General features: G+C 51.2%; 19 protein-coding genes and 1 tRNA gene. 14 read left to right on the top strand and 6 right to left on the bottom strand.

Annotation, left to right across the window (positions count from 1 at the left end):
- The first annotated feature begins 4 nt into the window (after positions 1–4).
- The 6 genes from C2U41_RS05675 to C2U41_RS05650 are packed head-to-tail and all read left to right on the top strand — an operon-like array spanning position 5 to position 4,882.
- Positions 5–1,072, top strand: a complete 1,068-nt coding sequence (locus C2U41_RS05675) for a FecCD family ABC transporter permease (RefSeq protein WP_003836829.1) — start codon at positions 5–7, stop codon at positions 1,070–1,072.
- Entirely contained in the window at positions 1,069–1,884 is an 816-nt protein-coding gene (locus tag C2U41_RS05670) for an ABC transporter ATP-binding protein (protein ID WP_044700745.1), read from the top strand. The genes C2U41_RS05675 and C2U41_RS05670 overlap by 4 nt, the downstream gene beginning before the upstream one ends.
- A gap of 10 nt (positions 1,885–1,894) precedes the next feature.
- Positions 1,895–2,335, top strand: coding sequence for a pseudoazurin (locus C2U41_RS05665; RefSeq protein ID WP_003035925.1), 441 nt, complete (start codon positions 1,895–1,897; stop codon positions 2,333–2,335).
- A gap of 27 nt (positions 2,336–2,362) precedes the next feature.
- A complete protein-coding gene (gene petA, locus C2U41_RS05660; protein WP_044700748.1) occupies positions 2,363–2,914 on the top strand; it encodes a ubiquinol-cytochrome c reductase iron-sulfur subunit in 552 nt (183 codons plus the stop codon).
- 1 nt (position 2,915) lies between these two features.
- Positions 2,916–4,076 (top strand): cytochrome b, encoded by a 1,161-nt coding sequence (locus C2U41_RS05655; RefSeq protein WP_032936278.1) that lies wholly within the window; start codon positions 2,916–2,918, stop codon positions 4,074–4,076.
- A 2-nt stretch (positions 4,077–4,078) separates the two neighbouring features.
- Positions 4,079–4,882, top strand: a complete 804-nt coding sequence (locus C2U41_RS05650; protein WP_044700752.1) for a cytochrome c1 — start codon at positions 4,079–4,081, stop codon at positions 4,880–4,882.
- A 153-nt stretch (positions 4,883–5,035) separates the two neighbouring features.
- Here C2U41_RS05650 and C2U41_RS05645 read toward each other — a convergent pair.
- Together C2U41_RS05645 and C2U41_RS05640 are read right to left on the bottom strand one after the other, a co-directional pair.
- Positions 5,036–5,123, bottom strand: a tRNA-Ser gene (locus tag C2U41_RS05645).
- Between the two features lie 142 nt (positions 5,124–5,265).
- On the bottom strand, positions 5,266–6,894 hold the full coding sequence (locus C2U41_RS05640; RefSeq protein ID WP_103848627.1) for an ABC transporter substrate-binding protein: 1,629 nt from the start codon (positions 6,892–6,894) through the stop codon (positions 5,266–5,268).
- A 270-nt stretch (positions 6,895–7,164) separates the two neighbouring features.
- On the opposite strand from C2U41_RS05640, the gene yccA reads away from it, so the two are divergent.
- Together yccA and tusE are read left to right on the top strand one after the other, a co-directional pair.
- Entirely contained in the window at positions 7,165–7,824 is a 660-nt protein-coding gene (gene yccA, locus C2U41_RS05635) for an FtsH protease modulator YccA (RefSeq protein WP_003035917.1), read from the top strand.
- Positions 7,825–7,912: 88 nt separating this feature from the next.
- On the top strand, positions 7,913–8,242 hold the full coding sequence (tusE, locus tag C2U41_RS05630; RefSeq protein WP_003035914.1) for a sulfurtransferase TusE: 330 nt from the start codon (positions 7,913–7,915) through the stop codon (positions 8,240–8,242).
- Here tusE and yccX read toward each other — a convergent pair.
- Positions 8,239–8,520, bottom strand: a complete 282-nt coding sequence (gene yccX, locus C2U41_RS05625; RefSeq protein WP_061547835.1) for an acylphosphatase — start codon at positions 8,518–8,520, stop codon at positions 8,239–8,241. The genes tusE and yccX overlap by 4 nt on opposite strands.
- Positions 8,521–8,614: 94 nt before the next feature.
- On the opposite strand from yccX, the gene rlmI reads away from it, so the two are divergent.
- Both rlmI and hspQ read left to right on the top strand, forming a co-directional pair.
- Entirely contained in the window at positions 8,615–9,805 is a 1,191-nt protein-coding gene (rlmI, locus tag C2U41_RS05620; protein WP_032936284.1) for a 23S rRNA (cytosine(1962)-C(5))-methyltransferase RlmI, read from the top strand.
- Positions 9,806–9,862: 57 nt separating this feature from the next.
- Entirely contained in the window at positions 9,863–10,180 is a 318-nt protein-coding gene (gene hspQ / locus C2U41_RS05615; RefSeq protein WP_003035905.1) for a heat shock protein HspQ, read from the top strand.
- Between the two features lie 61 nt (positions 10,181–10,241).
- Here the strand turns inward: hspQ and C2U41_RS05610 are convergent, their stop codons facing one another.
- Positions 10,242–10,655 (bottom strand): CoA-binding protein, encoded by a 414-nt coding sequence (locus C2U41_RS05610; RefSeq protein WP_003035903.1) that lies wholly within the window; start codon positions 10,653–10,655, stop codon positions 10,242–10,244.
- Positions 10,656–10,827: 172 nt separating this feature from the next.
- Here C2U41_RS05610 and csgI point away from each other — a divergent pair, with 172 nt between their 5' ends.
- The gene (csgI, locus tag C2U41_RS05605) at positions 10,828–11,490 is read left to right on the top strand and encodes a curli synthesis inhibitor (RefSeq protein WP_103848626.1); all 663 of its coding nucleotides are present in this window, start codon (positions 10,828–10,830) and stop codon (positions 11,488–11,490) included.
- Positions 11,491–11,583: 93 nt separating this feature from the next.
- Positions 11,584–12,042 (top strand): methylglyoxal synthase, encoded by a 459-nt coding sequence (gene mgsA, locus C2U41_RS05600; protein WP_003035897.1) that lies wholly within the window; start codon positions 11,584–11,586, stop codon positions 12,040–12,042.
- Between the two features lie 32 nt (positions 12,043–12,074).
- On the opposite strand, the gene helD is transcribed toward mgsA, so the two are convergent.
- The gene (gene helD, locus C2U41_RS05595; RefSeq protein ID WP_103848625.1) at positions 12,075–14,129 is read right to left on the bottom strand and encodes a DNA helicase IV; all 2,055 of its coding nucleotides are present in this window, start codon (positions 14,127–14,129) and stop codon (positions 12,075–12,077) included.
- Between the two features lie 125 nt (positions 14,130–14,254).
- Here helD and C2U41_RS05590 point away from each other — a divergent pair, with 125 nt between their 5' ends.
- Both C2U41_RS05590 and yccS read left to right on the top strand, forming a co-directional pair.
- Positions 14,255–14,701, top strand: a complete 447-nt coding sequence (locus C2U41_RS05590; protein WP_003035892.1) for a YccF domain-containing protein — start codon at positions 14,255–14,257, stop codon at positions 14,699–14,701.
- Between the two features lie 18 nt (positions 14,702–14,719).
- A complete protein-coding gene (gene yccS, locus C2U41_RS05585; RefSeq protein ID WP_103848632.1) occupies positions 14,720–16,873 on the top strand; it encodes a YccS family putative transporter in 2,154 nt (717 codons plus the stop codon).
- Here yccS and C2U41_RS05580 read toward each other — a convergent pair.
- A complete protein-coding gene (locus tag C2U41_RS05580) occupies positions 16,851–17,465 on the bottom strand; it encodes a TfoX/Sxy family DNA transformation protein (RefSeq protein ID WP_032936287.1) in 615 nt (204 codons plus the stop codon). The two genes, yccS and C2U41_RS05580, sit on opposite strands and share 23 nt — an antisense overlap.
- Positions 17,466–17,593: the final 128 nt, after the last annotated feature.

Below are 17,593 nucleotides of genomic sequence, written 5' to 3'. Positions count from 1 at the left end.
AATCATGAGTGATTCTCGCAGGATGCGTCGCGCTGTTGGTCAGCTTGCGGTGAGAGTCGGTGGTCATGCCGTTTGGGTCAGTGCGCTGATGTGTTGCGTACTGCTGGCGGGGATTTCCATCGGCGAAACGTTTATCCCCTGGCGGCACGTACTCAGCACGTTGGCAAATCATCTTTTCGATACCCACTATCCTGTCGATGCACTGGATGCGGGGATCGTCTGGAACTACCGCCTGACCCGAGCACTGGTCTCAGCAAGCTGCGGCGCCTGTCTGGCTGTTTCCGGCGTAGTGTTGCAGTCGTTGCTGCGCAATGCGCTCGCCGAACCTTATCTACTGGGGATTTCTGCCGGAGCATCTACCGGTGCGGTGCTGATTGCGCTCACGGGACTGGGGGCTGGCATCATCAGTATGTCTTTAGGGGCGTTCATTGGTGCGCTGACGGCATTTCTGTTCGTTGCGCTATTGGCGATGGCCGCTGGCGGTAAACAAGGCGGCGGGATTACAACCCAAATCATTCTTGCCGGGATCGCCAGTTCGCAACTGTTCAATGCGATTACGTCGCTTATCATCACCCGCTCAGCAAACGCCGAGCAAGCACGCGGAATTATGTTCTGGTTGTTAGGCAATTTGAGCGGTGTACGCTGGCCCGATGTTGTCTTAGCTATTCCTACCGCTCTGGTCGGTATTGCGCTGTGCTTCTGTTATGCCCGCCACCTTGATGCGTTCTCCTTTGGCGCTGAATCCGCGGCATCGTTGGGCATTCCAGTCAAACGTACTCGCGCAGTACTAATTGCTGCTGTCACCGGTATGACAGCGATTATGGTCTCCATTGTTGGTGCGATCGGCTTTGTCGGTCTGGTGATCCCTCATGCCGCTCGTTTGCTGGTCGGCAACCAGCATCATCGACTGCTGCCGGTTAGTGCGCTTACCGGCGCCATTTTCCTCATTGTCGCCGATGTTATTTCTCGCACGTTACTACCCGGCCAGGTACTGCCCATTGGGGTAATCACGGCTTTGGTCGGCGCGCCTGCGTTTTCAATCATTCTGATAAGAGGAAACCAGAACAAATGACGGTAAACCTCGTACAGCCACTTGTTACCTCTGCGCAAGCCGTTATTGAAGCCTGCAATCTGCGTTGGAAGGTAAAGGGTAAGACGATTGTTGATGATATTTCTCTCCGCGTAACTCCCGGCGAGTTTGTCGGTATCATCGGTCCCAACGGCTCGGGCAAAACGTCACTGATTTCACTGCTGGCCGGTTTGCTGAAGCCGACTTCCGGGCACATCACTCTGCGGCAAAAAGCGCTCCAGCACTATTCGCGACGTCATCTTGCGCAACATGTGGCGCTGGTCGAACAACAGGCTGAAACCAGCGAGCGGCTTACCGCTTTACAAGCCGTTTCTCTGGGACGGACCCCCTGGCTTAGCCTGCTCACCCCCTGGTCTGCCAAAGATGACGATATCGTACAAACGATGCTGGAGAAGGTCGATCTCAGTGAATTACAGCACCGCTGCTGGCATACCTTTTCCGGGGGAGAAAAACAGCGCCTGCATATTGCACGGGCGCTGGCGCAGCAGCCGCAATTGTTGCTGATGGACGAACCCACCAACCATCTCGACATTCAACATCAGATTGGCCTGCTGAGTCTGGTTAAACGTGAAAAGCTCACGGTGATTGCTGCTCTGCACGACCTTAATCATGCCGCAATGTTCTGCGATCGCATCATCGTAATGACCTCCGGACATATGGCAATGCAGGGTAAACCTTGCACCGTTTTTACCCGCGATAATCTCCATGCCTGGTTTGGTATCGACGCCGTTGTCGAACATGAAGCGGGTAGTGAAAACTGTTTTATTCGTTATCAAAGACCTGATGAATTTTAAGGAAGAATCGATGAAATACCTCAAACAGAGTCTGAAAGTTTTGTGTTTACTCGCCCTCGCCTCTTCAGCCTTCGCGCAAACTCACGAAGTGTTGATGAAGAATCGTGGGTCTGCGGGGCCGATGGTCTACGAGCCGGATTATCTGGAGATCCAACCCGGTGATACGGTGAAGTTTATCCGTAAGCATAAGAGCCACAACGCGGCTTCAATTGCTGAATTGTCTCCGGCTGACTATCCCGGTTTCATGGGAAAAATAGATGAAGAGATCGAGGTGACTTATGACAATCCTGGATTTTACGGCATCAAATGTTCACCGCATTACGCTCAGGGCATGGTGATGATGATTAAGGTTGGCGATACCACGTTACCGGATAGCTATCGGGCATTCAAAGCGCCAGGTATTGCTGATAAGCGCTTTCAGGAAATTTACGCGCGTATCGACAAACAATAATCCGCATTACTCTGGGAGAAATACAAGGTGGCAGATAAAAAACTTGCAGATGGCGAAATCCAGGAACAGCGTCGGGAATGCCTGTGTAAACTGACGAAATTCGTCGGCGCGGCTGGCGTCGCGGCTGCCGTGTGGCCGCTGGTTTCGGCCTTAAGCCCGGATGAGAAAACGCTAGGGGAAAATGAACCGATTGATGTTTCTCTTGCGGGTGTTGCTGCTGGACAAACCATCAGGCGCATATGGCAGGGAAAGCTGATTCTTATTCACCACCGCACGCAGGAAGAGATTGTCGCCGCCAGAAATACCAACTGGCATACGCTTATTGATCCACAGTCTGACAGCGAGAGGGTCTCTGCGGTTCATCCCCAATGGCTGGTGGTTCAAGGGTACTGTCCACATGCCGGATGTGTCCCCAACGCCCAGCCGGGAGGGCTGGGCTGGATTTGTCCGTGCCACGGCTCGGAATTTGATACCTCCGGGCGCGTGACGCGCGGCCCCGCAACGGCCAACCTGGCAATCCCGGATTACGCCTTTCATTCTGATGGTCAGATCGTGCGTATCGGCACTAAGGAAGCCTGACATGATGAGTGAGCGCGTCTATTCGCTTCGCTGGCGAATTCCTTTTCCTCGTTCGATTGCCGGACTCTGGCTGTTCGCTATCGGCGCAATCCTGCTGGTTATGCTCGGCGTGCAGATCCTGACAGGTATCGTACTGGCGATGTTTTACGTGCCGACAGCCGGGCTGGCATTTGACTCCATTATTCATATTATGCGTGCGGTTCGCCACGGAGAACTGATACGTAATATGCATGCTATTGGCGCATCGCTCTTTTTCTTTGCCTGTTATCTGCATATTTTTCGCGGTATGTACTACAACGTGTACCGCAAGCCCTGGACAACAATGTGGTTAATTAGCGTCACGCTGTATATCCTCCTGATGATAACCGCATTTCTTGGTTATAGTCTTATTTGGGGGCAAAAAAGCTACTGGGCGGCAACGGTCATTACTCGCTTTGCCCAGGCCATTCCGCTAGTGGGTGATACGTTATACGCATATTTAGTCGGTAGCCATACGCCGGGAACACCGATGCTTGGCCGCTTTTTTGTTATCCACTTTATTCTTCCTTTTGTGATTGTCGTGGCAACGGTTTTTCATATTCGAACCGTACAGTCAGCGTTTGCCCAGGCGATGAAAAAGAAGTTCAGCGAGAAAGAGTCCAGGAGCCTGTTGTTCGATTACAAAATTACCGATCTCGATGCCATCAAAATCACCCTTTTTTTGATGCTCTTCGCCTGGTTTTTATTCTTTGCTCCGCACTATCTGAGCAGCGCCGATAACTTTATTCCCGCAGACCCAACGATTACACCGGCGATTGTTGCGCCAGAATGGTATTTCCTTCCCTTCTTCTCCATCTTGCGCTGTTTCCCGAATGAATTCGTGGGACTAGCCGCGATGTGCGGTTCGATACTGATTTTCTATTTTCTTCCCTGGCTTGATACCTCCCGGGCTCGTTTTCGCCATTACAGCAAGCTGGTCAAATGCGGATTCTGGCTGTGGGTCATCAATGCCTGCTTTTTAGGCTGGTTAGGATCGAAAGCGCTGGTTGGCCCCGACCTTCTTGACGGTTTTCGTAACGAAGAAGGTTGGATACGTGCCGCGTCCCAGCTTTCCACGCTGATTTGGTTTGCCTGGTTTTTAATCGTATTACCTTGCCGTCGTTTTCTGGAAAAACAGGACTGATAATGAAACGACTATTGAAATTCAGTGTTCTGTGTTTTTCTCTATTGGGACTGGGCTCCACCTATGCGCAAGAAGCCACGCCTGAACGACAGGAATGGAGTTTCAGCGGCATCAATGGCCAGTATGATAAAGAGCAGCTTCGGCGTGGTCTGCAGGTTTATGAAGAGAAGTGTCGCGCTTGTCACGGCATGAAGCACCTTACCTTTCGAACCTTGACCAGACCCGGCGGCCCGGAACTCACGGAAGAAGAAGCAAGAAGTATCGCTAACGGCTATCAGTTTCCTGAGATTCAGGATGACGGCCAGATGGGTGAGCGGGACGGGACGCTAAATGACAGCTTTATATCGCCATATTTAAACGAGCGGGAAGCTCGATACCTTAATAATGGCGCAGAACCTGTTGACCTGAGCTATATCGTCCGCGCCCGCTCATACGATCGTGGATTTCCGCAATTCCTGTTAGATGCTTTTCTGCCCTACACGGACCAGGGAGCTGATTACGTCTACGCGCTACTCACCGGCTATCTGCCTGACGATCCCGAACTGAAGGCTAACCGCTATTTTCCGGGCGGCGTGATTAACATGCCGAAACCGCTGAATAGCGGAGAGATCCAATGGAGTCCGGCGTCACAGAAAGCTGAAACTGAGGAGCAATACGCCAGGGATGTTACCGCCTTTCTGGCATGGGCAGCCGATCCGGCGCTCTCTGAACGAAAACAGCAAGGGAATTACGTTATGGGCTATCTGGCTATTATGCTGGGGCTGCTATGGATATTACGACGAATGAAGAGACGTTCGCTCATGTAGGTCTTGCGAGGCGGGGGATTACTCAGTTCACCAGCATTCAACCGGTCAGCTGCGCTGTTGCCCTCGCGCGACTAAGACAAGTAAAGGAAGGAAAAATATAAATCAAGCAAAATGAAAAAACCCCAAGCTATTTGATAGCTTGGGGTTCATGTTTGGCGGAAGCGTAGAGATTCGAACTCTAGAACCCTTTCGGGTCGCCGGTTTTCAAGACCGGTGCCTTCAACCGCTCGGCCACGCTTCCAATGAGGCGCACTATAAACATCCCGAACGGACCTGTAAAGCACCAATGTGTTCGTTTGCCTGAAAAACAGCCAAAATGCTGTTAATCGACTGAAATAACAACAGATTGACCATTTAATCAGCACAAATATCGGCTACAACGCTTAATGTTTTTTGATGTACATATCTTTGGTGTAGTAATTTCCCCGGTTATCCGGTGCAAATCCCCCCACCCACGGCTTCACCAGATGCGTGCGGACATAGTGGTAAACCGGAATCGCAGGGACATCATCACCTAAAAGATCTTCAGCCTGCTGATAGTATTTGCCTCGTTCTTCCAGTGAATTTGCTTTCGCCGCATTACGCATCGCTTCATCAAAGGCGGGGTTGCTGTACTTGGTAGTATTCTCGCTATCACCGGTACGGAAAATATTGAGGAAACTTGAAGCATCATCATAATCGGCTATCCACGCATAGCGCACGACGTCAAAATTACCGGTGTGCATAGTGTCCAGCATGGTTTTCCATTCCTGGTTTTGCAGCTTCGCCTCGACGCCAAGGTTTTTCTTCCACATCGACGATGCGGCAATCGCAATACGCTGGTGCGTTTCGAAGGTGTTGTAGAGCAAATTCAAGCTAAGCGGATGCTCAGGACCAAAACCGGCTTCAGCAAGCAGTTTTTTGGCTTCAGCAATACGTTTTTCGAGCGGCCATGACGCATACTCCGGTGCATGCAGTTTCACCCCACCTATTTCCGGCTGGCTGATAACCCACGCTGCTCGCTGTCCCTGCCCCATCACCTTTTGCGCAATGATGTCTTTATCCAACGCCATATTCAGCGCCCGGCGCACGCGCGGATCATTAAACGGCGCGCGGGTTGTATTGAACTGATAGTAATACGTTGAGAGCTGGGGAGAGACATGCAGTTCATCGCCCATCGTTTTTTTCAGTTGGGCGAACTGATTGACCGGTACGCTATAAACAATGTCGATTTCACCGGCCTTATAGCGGTTTACGTCAGCCGACTCTGAGCTGATGGGCAAATAAGTAACTTTATTAATAACCGTATGCCGATCGTCCCAGTAATGTGGGTTACGCTCGGCAACGATGCGCTCATTGACCACCCATTGCGATAGTTTGTACGGCCCACTGCTGACAAAATGTTCTGGTCGGGTCCACTTGTCGCCAAAACGCCCAATCAGAACTTTATCCAGCGGCACCAGCGATGGATGCGCCAGCATCGCCAGAAACGCCGCCGTCGGTTGCGTCAGGGTAATTTCCAGCGTGGTATCATCCAGGGCTTTGACCCCTAGTGTAGCGGGATCTTTATTCCCTTGGGCAATATCAACCGCGTTCGCAACATGCATATTGCCCAGATACGAAGCATAAGGTGAAGCCGTTTGCGGCGAGACCAGACGCTGCCAACTCCAGACAACATCCTGTGCGGTAATCGCAGAGCCATCAGACCAGGTAATGCCCGGACGTAAATGAAAGGTCCAGATAGTATTGTCTTTATTCTCCCAGGATGCCGCAAGGCGGGGCTCGATAGACCCATTCTGCTTGACAGCAACCAGACCGTCGAACATATCGCTGATTAAATTAAACTCAACGTTGCTTTCGACTTTATGCGGATCCAGCGATGCCGGCTCACTGCCGTTATTTCTCACCAGTTCCTGCTTTTCAGCCAATGCTGTTCCTGCGGGAACATGAGCTGCCCATGCCGCGCCGTTTATTGATATCACACAGGCGGCCAACAGCGTAAACGTAAATACCTTCGATTTGTGTTGAGTCATTCCCTGCACCTTATTGTTCTGTTTTATGTAGACACCGCTTTCACTGTCAGAGAGATTCAGGAATAACGCAATATTTTTCAGTGACCTATAAGATGTCGATCTGACATTTTCAAACAATAAGTGGTAACATCTAATTTAGACACTTTTGCTGAAATAATATGCTTAAGTCTGGCGGGTTAAAATGCGTAAAGATGGGTAAAACCGCTGTGTCATTCCCCTTGATTTCATTATCCTCCATCATTAATTACATCTGTCATAAGAGAGTGACTCATGGATCGTATTATTAGTTCTTCGCGCGACCGTACATCGCTACTCAGCACGCATAAAGTGCTGCGCAATACCTATTTTCTGCTCAGCCTGACGCTGGCGTTTTCTGCCATCACCGCAACGGCAAGCACCGTGCTGATGCTGCCATCCCCGGGTCTAATCCTGACGCTGGTGGGTATGTATGGTCTGATGTTCCTGACATATAAAACTGCGGATAAGCCGGTCGGAATTCTGTCTGCTTTCGCATTCACCGGCTTCCTGGGCTACATTCTGGGACCGATTCTGAACACCTACCTGTCTGCAGGCATGGGTGATGTTATCGGTATGGCGCTGGGCGGCACTGCTCTGGTCTTCTTCAGCTGTTCTGCCTATGTGCTGACCACCCGTAAAGACATGTCCTTCCTCGGCGGTATGCTGATGGCAGGTATCGTGGTGGTGCTGATTGGTATGGTTGCGAATATCTTCCTGCAACTGCCAGCTCTGCATCTGGCCATCAGCGCGGTGTTTATTCTGATTTCTTCAGGCGCTATCCTGTTTGAAACCAGCAATATCATCCGTGGCGGTGAAACCAACTACATCCGTGCAACGGTCAGCCTGTATGTTTCGCTGTACAACATCTTCGTCAGCCTGCTGAGCATTCTGGGCTTCGCCAGCCGCGACTAAGTTGTCAACTCGCACTATCCAGCCCCGCTTATGCGGGGCTTTCTTTTTTGGTAAACTGCCGCCAGTTTGACTAACGTAGTGACGAATTATGTTGATCTTTGAAGGTAAAGAAATCAGTACCGATAGCGAAGGCTATCTGAAAGATACCACGCTGTGGAGCGAGCCGCTGGCGGAGAAAATCGCCGAAAACGAAGGCATTACGCTCTCCGCAGAACATTGGGAAGTGGTGCGTTTTGTCCGCGATTTTTATCTGGAATTTAATACCTCCCCCGCTATCCGCATGCTGGTAAAAGCGATGGCCAACAAGTTTGGCGAAGAGAAAGGCAACAGCCGTTATCTCTACCGCCTGTTCCCAAAAGGTCCGGCCAAGCAGGCGACTAAAATTGCCGGCCTGCCGAAACCGGTGAAATGTATTTAATAACGGATACTAAATCCCTTTAGCTCGTCGCCAGGACGATGGGGTTCGCTGAGAACTCTGTCTACCCTGGCGCTTCGCGGCCCCCCGGCTTTCAACCACTTCATCAGTTGTTCCACCCGGTCACTTTCACCGCAGGCGACAACCTCTACGCTGCCGTCATCCATATTCTTCGCGTATCCGGTCAATCCCAGCCGTTGTGCTTCATACTGGGTGGTGTAGCGAAATCCTACCCCCTGAACCCGGCCATAGACCCAGGCGATTATGCAGACTTTCGACATTGCGGTTCTCCTTATCATCACTGCGCGCGTTGCAAATATGCGTAAAACTCAGGACAATGGCGCCCATTTCTTTGAATTGACAGAATAGTAAATTATGAGTGTACGTTTAGTGTTAGCCAAAGGGCGCGAAAAATCATTACTGCGCCGCCATCCGTGGGTATTTTCCGGTGCTGTCGCACGTATGGAAGGTAAAGCCAACCTCGGTGAAACCATCGATATTGTTGACCATCAGGGTAAATGGTTAGCACGCGGCGCGTACTCACCCGCGTCGCAGATCCGTGCACGCGTCTGGACATTTGACAAGTCTGAGTCCATCGATATTGATTTCTTTACCCGTCGTCTGCAGCAGGCGCAGACATGGCGTGACTGGCTGGCGAAAAAAGACGGTCTGGACAGCTACCGTCTGATCGCCGGCGAATCCGATGGTCTGCCGGGTGTCACGATTGACCGCTTCGGCAACTTCCTGGTGTTGCAGTTGCTCAGTGCGGGGGCTGAATACCAACGCGCCGCGCTGATTAGCGCTCTGCAAATTGTTTTCCCGGACTGCGCCATTTATGACCGTAGCGATGTTGCGGTGCGTAAAAAAGAAGGTATGGAGCTGACTCAAGGGCCAGTAACGGGCGAGCTTCCGCCAGCACTGCTGCCAATTGAAGAGCACGGCATGAAGCTGCTGGTTGATATTCAGCATGGTCACAAAACCGGCTACTACCTCGATCAACGCGATAGCCGCCTGGCCACGCGTCGTTATGTGGAAAATCAGCGTGTGCTGAACTGTTTCTCTTATACCGGTGGATTTGCGGTTTCAGCATTAATGGGTGGATGCCGTCAGGTCGTCAGCGTTGACACCTCTCAGGAAGCGCTCGATATTGCCCGCCAGAACGTGGAACTGAACAAGCTGGATCTGAGCAAAGCTGAGTTCGTGCGTGATGATGTGTTCAAACTTCTACGAGCTTATCGCGATCGTGGTGAGAAATTCGACGTCATCGTGATGGATCCGCCGAAATTTGTCGAAAACAAAAGCCAGTTGATGGGTGCCTGCCGCGGCTATAAGGACATCAATATGCTGGCTATTCAGTTACTCAATCCGGGCGGCGTACTGCTGACTTTCTCCTGCTCTGGGCTTATGACCACCGATTTATTTCAGAAAATCATCGCTGATGCCGCAATAGATGCTGGTCGTGATGTACAATTTATAGAGCAGTTCCGTCAGGCCGCCGATCACCCGGTGATCGCTACCTACCCGGAAGGGCTGTATCTGAAAGGGTTTGCCTGTCGCATCATGTAACTTGAAAAGTGGAATATTACCCTTACATAGAGGGTATCTATTTCCCGGGAGGTGACTATGATTGCCAGCAAATTCGGTATCGGCCAGCAGGTCCGCCATTCCCTGTTAGGTTACCTCGGAGTGGTCGTGGATATCGACCCGGAATATTCGCTTGATCAACCGTCAGCCGATGAGTTGGCGGTTAACGACGAACTTCGCGCCGCTCCCTGGTATCACGTGGTGATGGAAGACGATAATGGTCTGCCAGTACATACGTATCTGGCCGAAGCACAACTGAGTAGCGAGCTACAGGAAGAACATCCGGAGCAACCGTCGATGGATGAACTGGCGCGAACAATTCGAAAACAGCTTCAGGCCCCGCGCCTGCGCAATTGATGCAAACACAGACTCGATTAGCTAATCGGGTCTGTGCGTTTTGTTCGGCTACAGATCAACCTTACTTCGCCAGTCCCAGCCGCGGGATCTCAATCGCCGGGCAACGATCCATTACCACCGTCAACCCTGCATCACGAGCCAGTACGGCTGCCTGCTCGTTAATCACGCCGAGCTGCATCCATAGGGTCTTCGCGCCGATGGCAATTGCCTCCTGAGCAACACCCCACGCCGCTTCGGAATTACGGAAGACATCTACCATATCCACTTTCTCTGGTACATCTGCCAGCGTCGCATAGCCCTGCTGCCCCAGCAGTGTTTTTCCGGCAACTTTCGGTGAAACAGGAATAACGTGATAGCCCTGATCGAGTAAATATTTCATAACCCGATAGCTTGGGCGATCGGGTTTATCGCTTGCACCCACCAGTGCAATCGTGCGGGTCGTTGTCAAAATGCCAGCAATATCGGTCTCTTTCATCGTTTTCCTCCAGGCTGTTTAGCAAAGTGTACGACAAACCTGACTTTGCGACCATTCATCCCATACTGGCGCATGAGAGCTAAACTCAAAAATATGTCTATATGTTAGTAAACATGATTATCGAAAAATTTAGATACATCTTATACAGATTTTTTCTGGACAGGAGAAACCTATGAAAGCCGGCATTGTGACAGCCTTAATTGCCCTGTGTTTGCCGGTAACCGTTTTTGCTACCTCTCTACGTCTGTCTAATGATATTGACCTTCTGGTGCTGGACGGAAAAAAAGTCTCCAGCTCATTACTGCGTGGTGCCGAAAGTATTGAGCTGGAAAATGGTCGGCACCAGCTCGTGTTTCGCGTAGAAAAAACCATTCGCCTGTCCAGCCACGAAGAACGTCTGTATATTTCGCCCCCGCTGGTCATCAGCTTTGATACCCAACTCGTCAGTCAGGTTAATTTTCACCTGCCACGTCTGAGCAACGAGCGAGATGCAACGCATTTTGATGATACCCCACGCGTAGAACTGCTGGATGGGGATTCCATGCCTATACCGGTTAAGCTGGATATTCTGTCAATCACATCCACCGCAAAAATCGTAGATTATGAAATGGAAACAGAGCGCTATAACAAAGCGGCTAAGCATGCGTCTTTACCGCAATTTGCCACGATGATGGCCGATGACAGTTCGCTGCTTTCTGGGGTATCTGAACTGGACCGCGTGCCGCCTCAGTCACAAACGCTGACCGAGCAGCGCTTAAAATATTGGTTTCAACAGGCTGACGCACAAACGCGAAGTAACTTCTTACAATGGGCTGAGAAACAGCCCCCATCGTGACATTTATGTTCGTATACGCATTTTTTTTGTCTTTCTCTTGCAGCGTCAAGTGCTTCCAGTACTCTGTAACAAGGTTAACTTGGGAGCTGTACTATGGAATTAACGACTCGCACATTACCAGCGCAGAAACATATTGCGTTGGTCGCACACGATCACTGCAAAAAGATGTTGATGAGCTGGGTTGAACGCCACCAGCCATTACTGGAAAAACACGTTCTGTATGCTACAGGAACAACTGGAAATTTAATTCAACGCGCGACAGGAATGGACGTCAACGCCATGCTGAGCGGCCCGATGGGGGGTGACCAGCAGGTGGGTGCGCTAATTTCAGAAGGGAAAATTGATGTGCTGATTTTCTTCTGGGATCCGCTCAACGCCGTTCCCCACGATCCTGATGTCAAAGCCCTGCTACGCCTGGCCACAGTCTGGAACATTCCGGTCGCCACCAACGTGTCAACGGCTGATTTTATTATCCAGTCGCCAAACTTCAACGACGCAACGGATATCTTGATCCCGGATTACGCCCGTTATCTTGCAGAACGCCTCAAATAAACGCTAAGCAGGCGGCAACTGCCGCCTGCTTTTCAGGGTTTCCGGGTCACCGGAACGTCTAATTGCTTAAGCTCATCAACAAAACATGATGGCGCGTCTTTGCTAAACAGTAGCCATACCCGATGCCGTGCACGCGTTAGCGCCACATACAGCAACCGCCGCTCTTCAGCATCAGGAAAATCTTCAACAGCCGGGAGTAACGCCTCTTCCATAATCGACTCGCGAGCCGGAGCCGGAAAACCGTCATTCCCGTCATGAAGCCCCATAACAATGACGTAATCCGCCTGCTGCCCTTTGCTGGCATGAATAGTCATAAAATCCAACTGCAGCTTGGGCCAGCGGGTGGTCGCTTTGTCCAGGCTGGCTGGCTTCAGATGATGGTACCGCGCCAGCACCAGAATTCTCTCTTCAGCTTTCACAAAACCCGACAGCTTATCCAGCAACAGATCTAACTGACTTTCATCGAGCAACGTGACTGCTTTTTTATCACCGGTCGTCAGACTGTTCAGCGGTTTCGTGAGCTGATGTGGGTTTTGCTGGATAAACTGGTTTGCGACTTCGCCAATCCGGCTATTAAAACGGTAAGTCGTATCCAGATTACAGCTATCGCCCTCACCAAAATTTTGCTGGAATGCGGTCGTCAGAGAAAGCTGTGCTCCGCTGAACCGGTAAATGGCCTGCCAGTCATCTCCCACGGCAAACAGCGTGGTCTGCGAGTTTTGCTTTCGCAAGGCGGCTAACAGGGCGGCGCGCTGAGGGGAAATATCCTGAAATTCATCGACCAGAATATGTTTCCACGGACTGATAAACCGCCCCTTCTCCAGAATGACAATAGCCTGATGGATCAACCCGGAGAAATCGACGGCATTCTCATCCTTCAGGGCACTCTTCCAGGCCTTGAGCAGCGGCGCCATTAGCTTTATGCGTTTACTGAACAGATCGCGGATCTCCTCCGGAGCATTAGCAATCATCTCCGCCTGTGCTCCACCATGCATCCGCATCAAACTAACCCAGCGATCCAACCGGGAGGCCAGACGGCGCTGTAATTTTTCGTCATCCCAGAAGTTACCTTCGGGTACAGACCACTGCATTTCTTCTTCTAACCATTGTCGCCAGCCTTTAGCCTGAGCCTTTTTCTCACTGCACTGCTGACGCCAGGTCGTTATAAAGAGTTTACTGCGAGCGGCGGCATCATTTTCCAGCTTGCTCACTGTTGGAACTTTTTTGCTACCTTGCGAAATAATGTACAACGCCAGTGAATGGAACGTCCGTGCAGTGACCTCGTCCGTATGCAGACGCTCACGAATGCGGTCATCCATCTCCTGGGCTGCTTTGCGTCCAAACGCCAGCAACAGGATCTGTTCTGGCGCGGCTTCTCCTCGTGCAAGCAGCCAGCCCGCACGGGCGACCAATACGGATGTTTTGCCGCTTCCGGCCCCCGCAAGAACCAATAAAGATTGCTCACCGTTCACTACCGCACGCGCCTGAGCCGGATTCAACGGCGAAGATTCAATATGCTGGAAAAACTCAGCATACTCTTCCAGCATTGCCTCGGTGTACGCCTGATTGTGCTGTAAGCGGCAGGCTTCAATGTCCTTCAACCATGCCAGGCATTGACGTAACGCCTCCCGGCAATTTTCAAATTCTTCCAGCCGATTAACCGGGAGCGGTAACGCGGCAAAGGCACGGCGAATCTGCTGCTGCAGCCCTGACGTTTGTTCGCGCGTCAGCCATTTACTTTCACTAGTACGGGCCGCTATCGCATCCAACTGCTGCTGTAAAACCCCCGCAGCAACGTCACTCATTTCCTGGCTCCACTGTTGCCAGAGTGCATTCAAATGATGATGGAAGCGCTGGGTTTCCGCCCACTCTGTACCGTGAAGACGGACCACCTTCTCATCCGGGAGTACAAACTCCAGCTCGCCCCACACCAGACCACGTTTGCAATGAATAGCCAGTAACTGATTGAAGGGAATAAGATACTCGTGACGATCGCCGGAAACTTTAATCCCGGCATTGAGAATAACGGCCCGATCGTAAGGGTGTTGTGCCAGACGTTTTCCAAGAGAAGTAGCTTTCAGTTCCATAAGACTCAAGCGGATCCACACGAAGAGGTTTGCTTATCAGTGTAACCGCCAGAGAAAACGTGCTCCAGCCCAAAAAAACGTTACAATTGCCGAATTCACAGAAAACCAGAGTTAACCGAGGGTTTATGCGTACTGTTCTGAATATTTTAAATTTTGTGCTTGGGGGGTTCGCCACCACCCTGGCCTGGTTACTGGCAACGCTGGTCAGTATCGTGCTTATTTTTACTTTACCCTTGACCCGTTCATGCTGGGAGATAACCCGACTTTCGCTGTTTCCCTATGGCAACGAAGCGATACATGTCGATGAACTGAATCCTGCCGGTAAAAGCGTCCTGTTGAATACCGGCGGCACCGTGCTCAATATTTTCTGGCTAATTTTCTTCGGCTGGTGGTTGTGTCTGATGCACATTGTCTCTGGTATTGCTCAGTGCATAACGATTATTGGTATTCCGGTTGGCATTGCGAACTTTAAAATCGCTGCCATTGCGCTCTGGCCGGTGGGTCGCCGGGTAGTTTCAGTAGAAGTTGCCCGTGCAGCGCGTGAAGCCAATGCACGTCGTCGCTTTGAATAATCAGGACCAATGGCCTTTATGTTAAGTCCTCTGCTCAAACGCTATACCTGGAACAGCACCTGGCTGTACTACGTGCGGATTTTTATCGCGCTATGCGGTACAACGGCGCTGCCCTGGTGGCTGGGTGACGTCAAGCTGACCATCCCACTCACGCTGGGTATGGTCGCTGCCGCACTTACCGATCTCGATGATCGTCTCGCGGGCCGACTGCGCAATTTAATCATCACGCTGGTGTGCTTTTTTATTGCCTCAGCCTCCGTTGAACTGCTCTTCCCATGGCCCTGGCTGTTTGCTATTGGGTTAACGCTTTCCACCAGCGGTTTTATTCTGCTGGGGGGATTAGGCCAGCGCTATGCAACCATCGCTTTTGGCGCGTTGCTCATCGCCATTTACACGATGCTGGGCACCTCGCTTTACGATCAGTGGTATCAACAACCAATCCTGCTGCTCGCTGGCGCTATCTGGTATAACCTGCTGACGCTCACCGGACATCTTCTGTTCCCCATCCGCCCCTTACAGGACAATCTGGCCCGCAGCTACGAACAATTAGCGCACTACCTGGAACTGAAGTCGCGTCTTTTTGATCCCGACATCGAAGATGAAAGCCAGGCGCCGTTGTATGATTTAGCCCTCGCTAATGGGCAACTGATGGCAACGCTAAACCAGACCAAAGTGTCGCTGCTGACTCGCCTGCGCGGTGACCGTGGACAACGGGGAACACGTCGCACGCTACATTACTATTTTGTGGCGCAGGATATTCATGAACGCGCAAGCTCCTCACATATTCAATATCAAACGCTACGCGATCATTTCCGTCATAGCGATGTGATGTTCCGCTTCCAGCGGTTGATGTCGATGCAAGGACAAGCCTGTTCACAATTGTCTCGTTGTATTTTATTGCGCACGCCTTACCAGCACGATCCGCACTTTGAGCGCGTCTTCACCCATATAGATGCCGCACTTGAGCGCATGCGTGCCAGTGGTGAGCCTGCAGATCTGCTCAATACGCTGGGATTCTTACTATCGAACCTGCGGGCTATCGATGCGCAACTGGCCACCATTGAGTCTGAACAGGCTCAGGTACTCTCGCGCAATGAGTCTGAAAATCAGCTTGCTGATGACAGTCCCCATGGATTCAGTGATATCTGGTTACGCCTGAGCCGTAATTTCACCCCAGAGTCCGCACTGTTTCGCCATGCCGTCCGCATGTCGTTAGTGCTCTGTGTTGGTTATGCCATTATCCAGGTAACTGGCATGAATCACGGATACTGGATCTTGCTGACCAGCCTGTTTGTCTGTCAACCAAACTACAATGCCACCCGACATCGCCTGGCGCTCAGGATTATCGGCACGTTGGTTGGTATTGCCATCGGTTTACCGATCCTGTGGTTTGTGCCCTCTTTAGAAGGGCAGCTAATACTTTTAGTGATCACTGGTGTACTGTTTTTTGCCTTTCGCAACGTCCAGTATGCGCACGCCACCATGTTTATCACGCTGCTGGTATTACTGTGCTTTAACCTGCTCGGCGAAGGTTTTGAGGTTGCACTGCCGCGTGTCATCGATACGCTAATTGGCTGTGCTATCGCCTGGGCGGCTGTCAGTTTCATCTGGCCAGACTGGCGTTTTCGTAATCTACCACGGGTAATTGAGCGGGCGACTGACGCTAACTGCCGCTACCTTGATGCAATTCTCGAACAATACCATCAGGGTCGTGATAATCGTCTGGCCTACCGTATCGCTCGCCGTGACGCGCATAACCGTGATGCTGAACTCGCCTCCGTGGTGTCAAACATGTCGAGCGAGCCGGATGTGACGGCCCAAACCCGCGAAACGGCGTTCCGTTTACTGTGTCTCAACCATACGTTTACCAGCTATATTTCTGCGCTTGGCGCACATCGCGAACAGTTGACCAATCCAGACGTTCTGGCATTGCTGGATGACGCTGTTTGCTATGTTGATGATGCCCTTCACCATCAACCCGCTGACGAGCAACGCGTATACCAGGCGTTAGAAGGGCTGAAGCAGCGAATTCAGCACCTGGAACCACGCCCGGACAGTAAAGAGCCTCTGGTCGTTCAGCAAGTTGGGTTATTGATCGCTCTGCTCCCGGAAATCCGGCGATTACAGCAGCAAATTGCCGTACTACCTTCTAATACCCCGATTCCGGCGTAAGAGAACTTACCCACTCCACCAGCTCCTGGCGACGCGTCGCCGGGAGCGCGGCTTCATGTATCCCCCCTACCGCGCCTTCAAGGGCATAGAGTACTTTTACCGTCAGAGCCGGGTTATTTTGCCGAAGTTTCAGCCAGCACATTTGTGCTCCCAACGACCGCATGGTCCCCTCATCTTTAATTCCAACTTCATTCAGCAGAGTCTCCAGATGAAACGTCATATTTGGCAATTCCCGCAGACGATGCTGGGTAAAGCGACTCTGTTTTTCCTTAACCGCTGCATCCAACGAATATCGCGATAACGACACCAGTTGCTGCTGGTTTTGCCACAGGGCATCGTTCACCTGGTAATAATTAAGTACAAGAGGACGTCCCCGCTTAATAAATGTCAGCCAGACAGGAGAATTTTGTACACAATACTGGGCGCTCTGTTCACAGGCGCGAAGATACAACTCACCATTGGCGACCATGGCAAAGACCGTATCGCCAACCGTCAGACTGTAGCCACCAAACAGTGAGCGATAGTGAATTGTCCCCAGAGAAGCCAGATATTCCTGCGATTTATAGATCCTTGCATAAGAAAGCTCTTTCATAAAAATCCTTTTTAAATCATAACGTAAGCAAATGATTTTCAATAGCGGATCCGTTAATGACGAAAATAGGCAACTTATGCGTATGGGGCAAGATGAATTTTATTTTTCCCGTGACGACAACTAAAAAT

It is taken from the genome of Citrobacter freundii complex sp. CFNIH4 (assembly GCF_002934505.1).
Taxonomy (GTDB): domain Bacteria; phylum Pseudomonadota; class Gammaproteobacteria; order Enterobacterales; family Enterobacteriaceae; genus Citrobacter; species Citrobacter freundii.
This window is presented reverse-complemented; position numbering and strand designations above follow the sequence as displayed.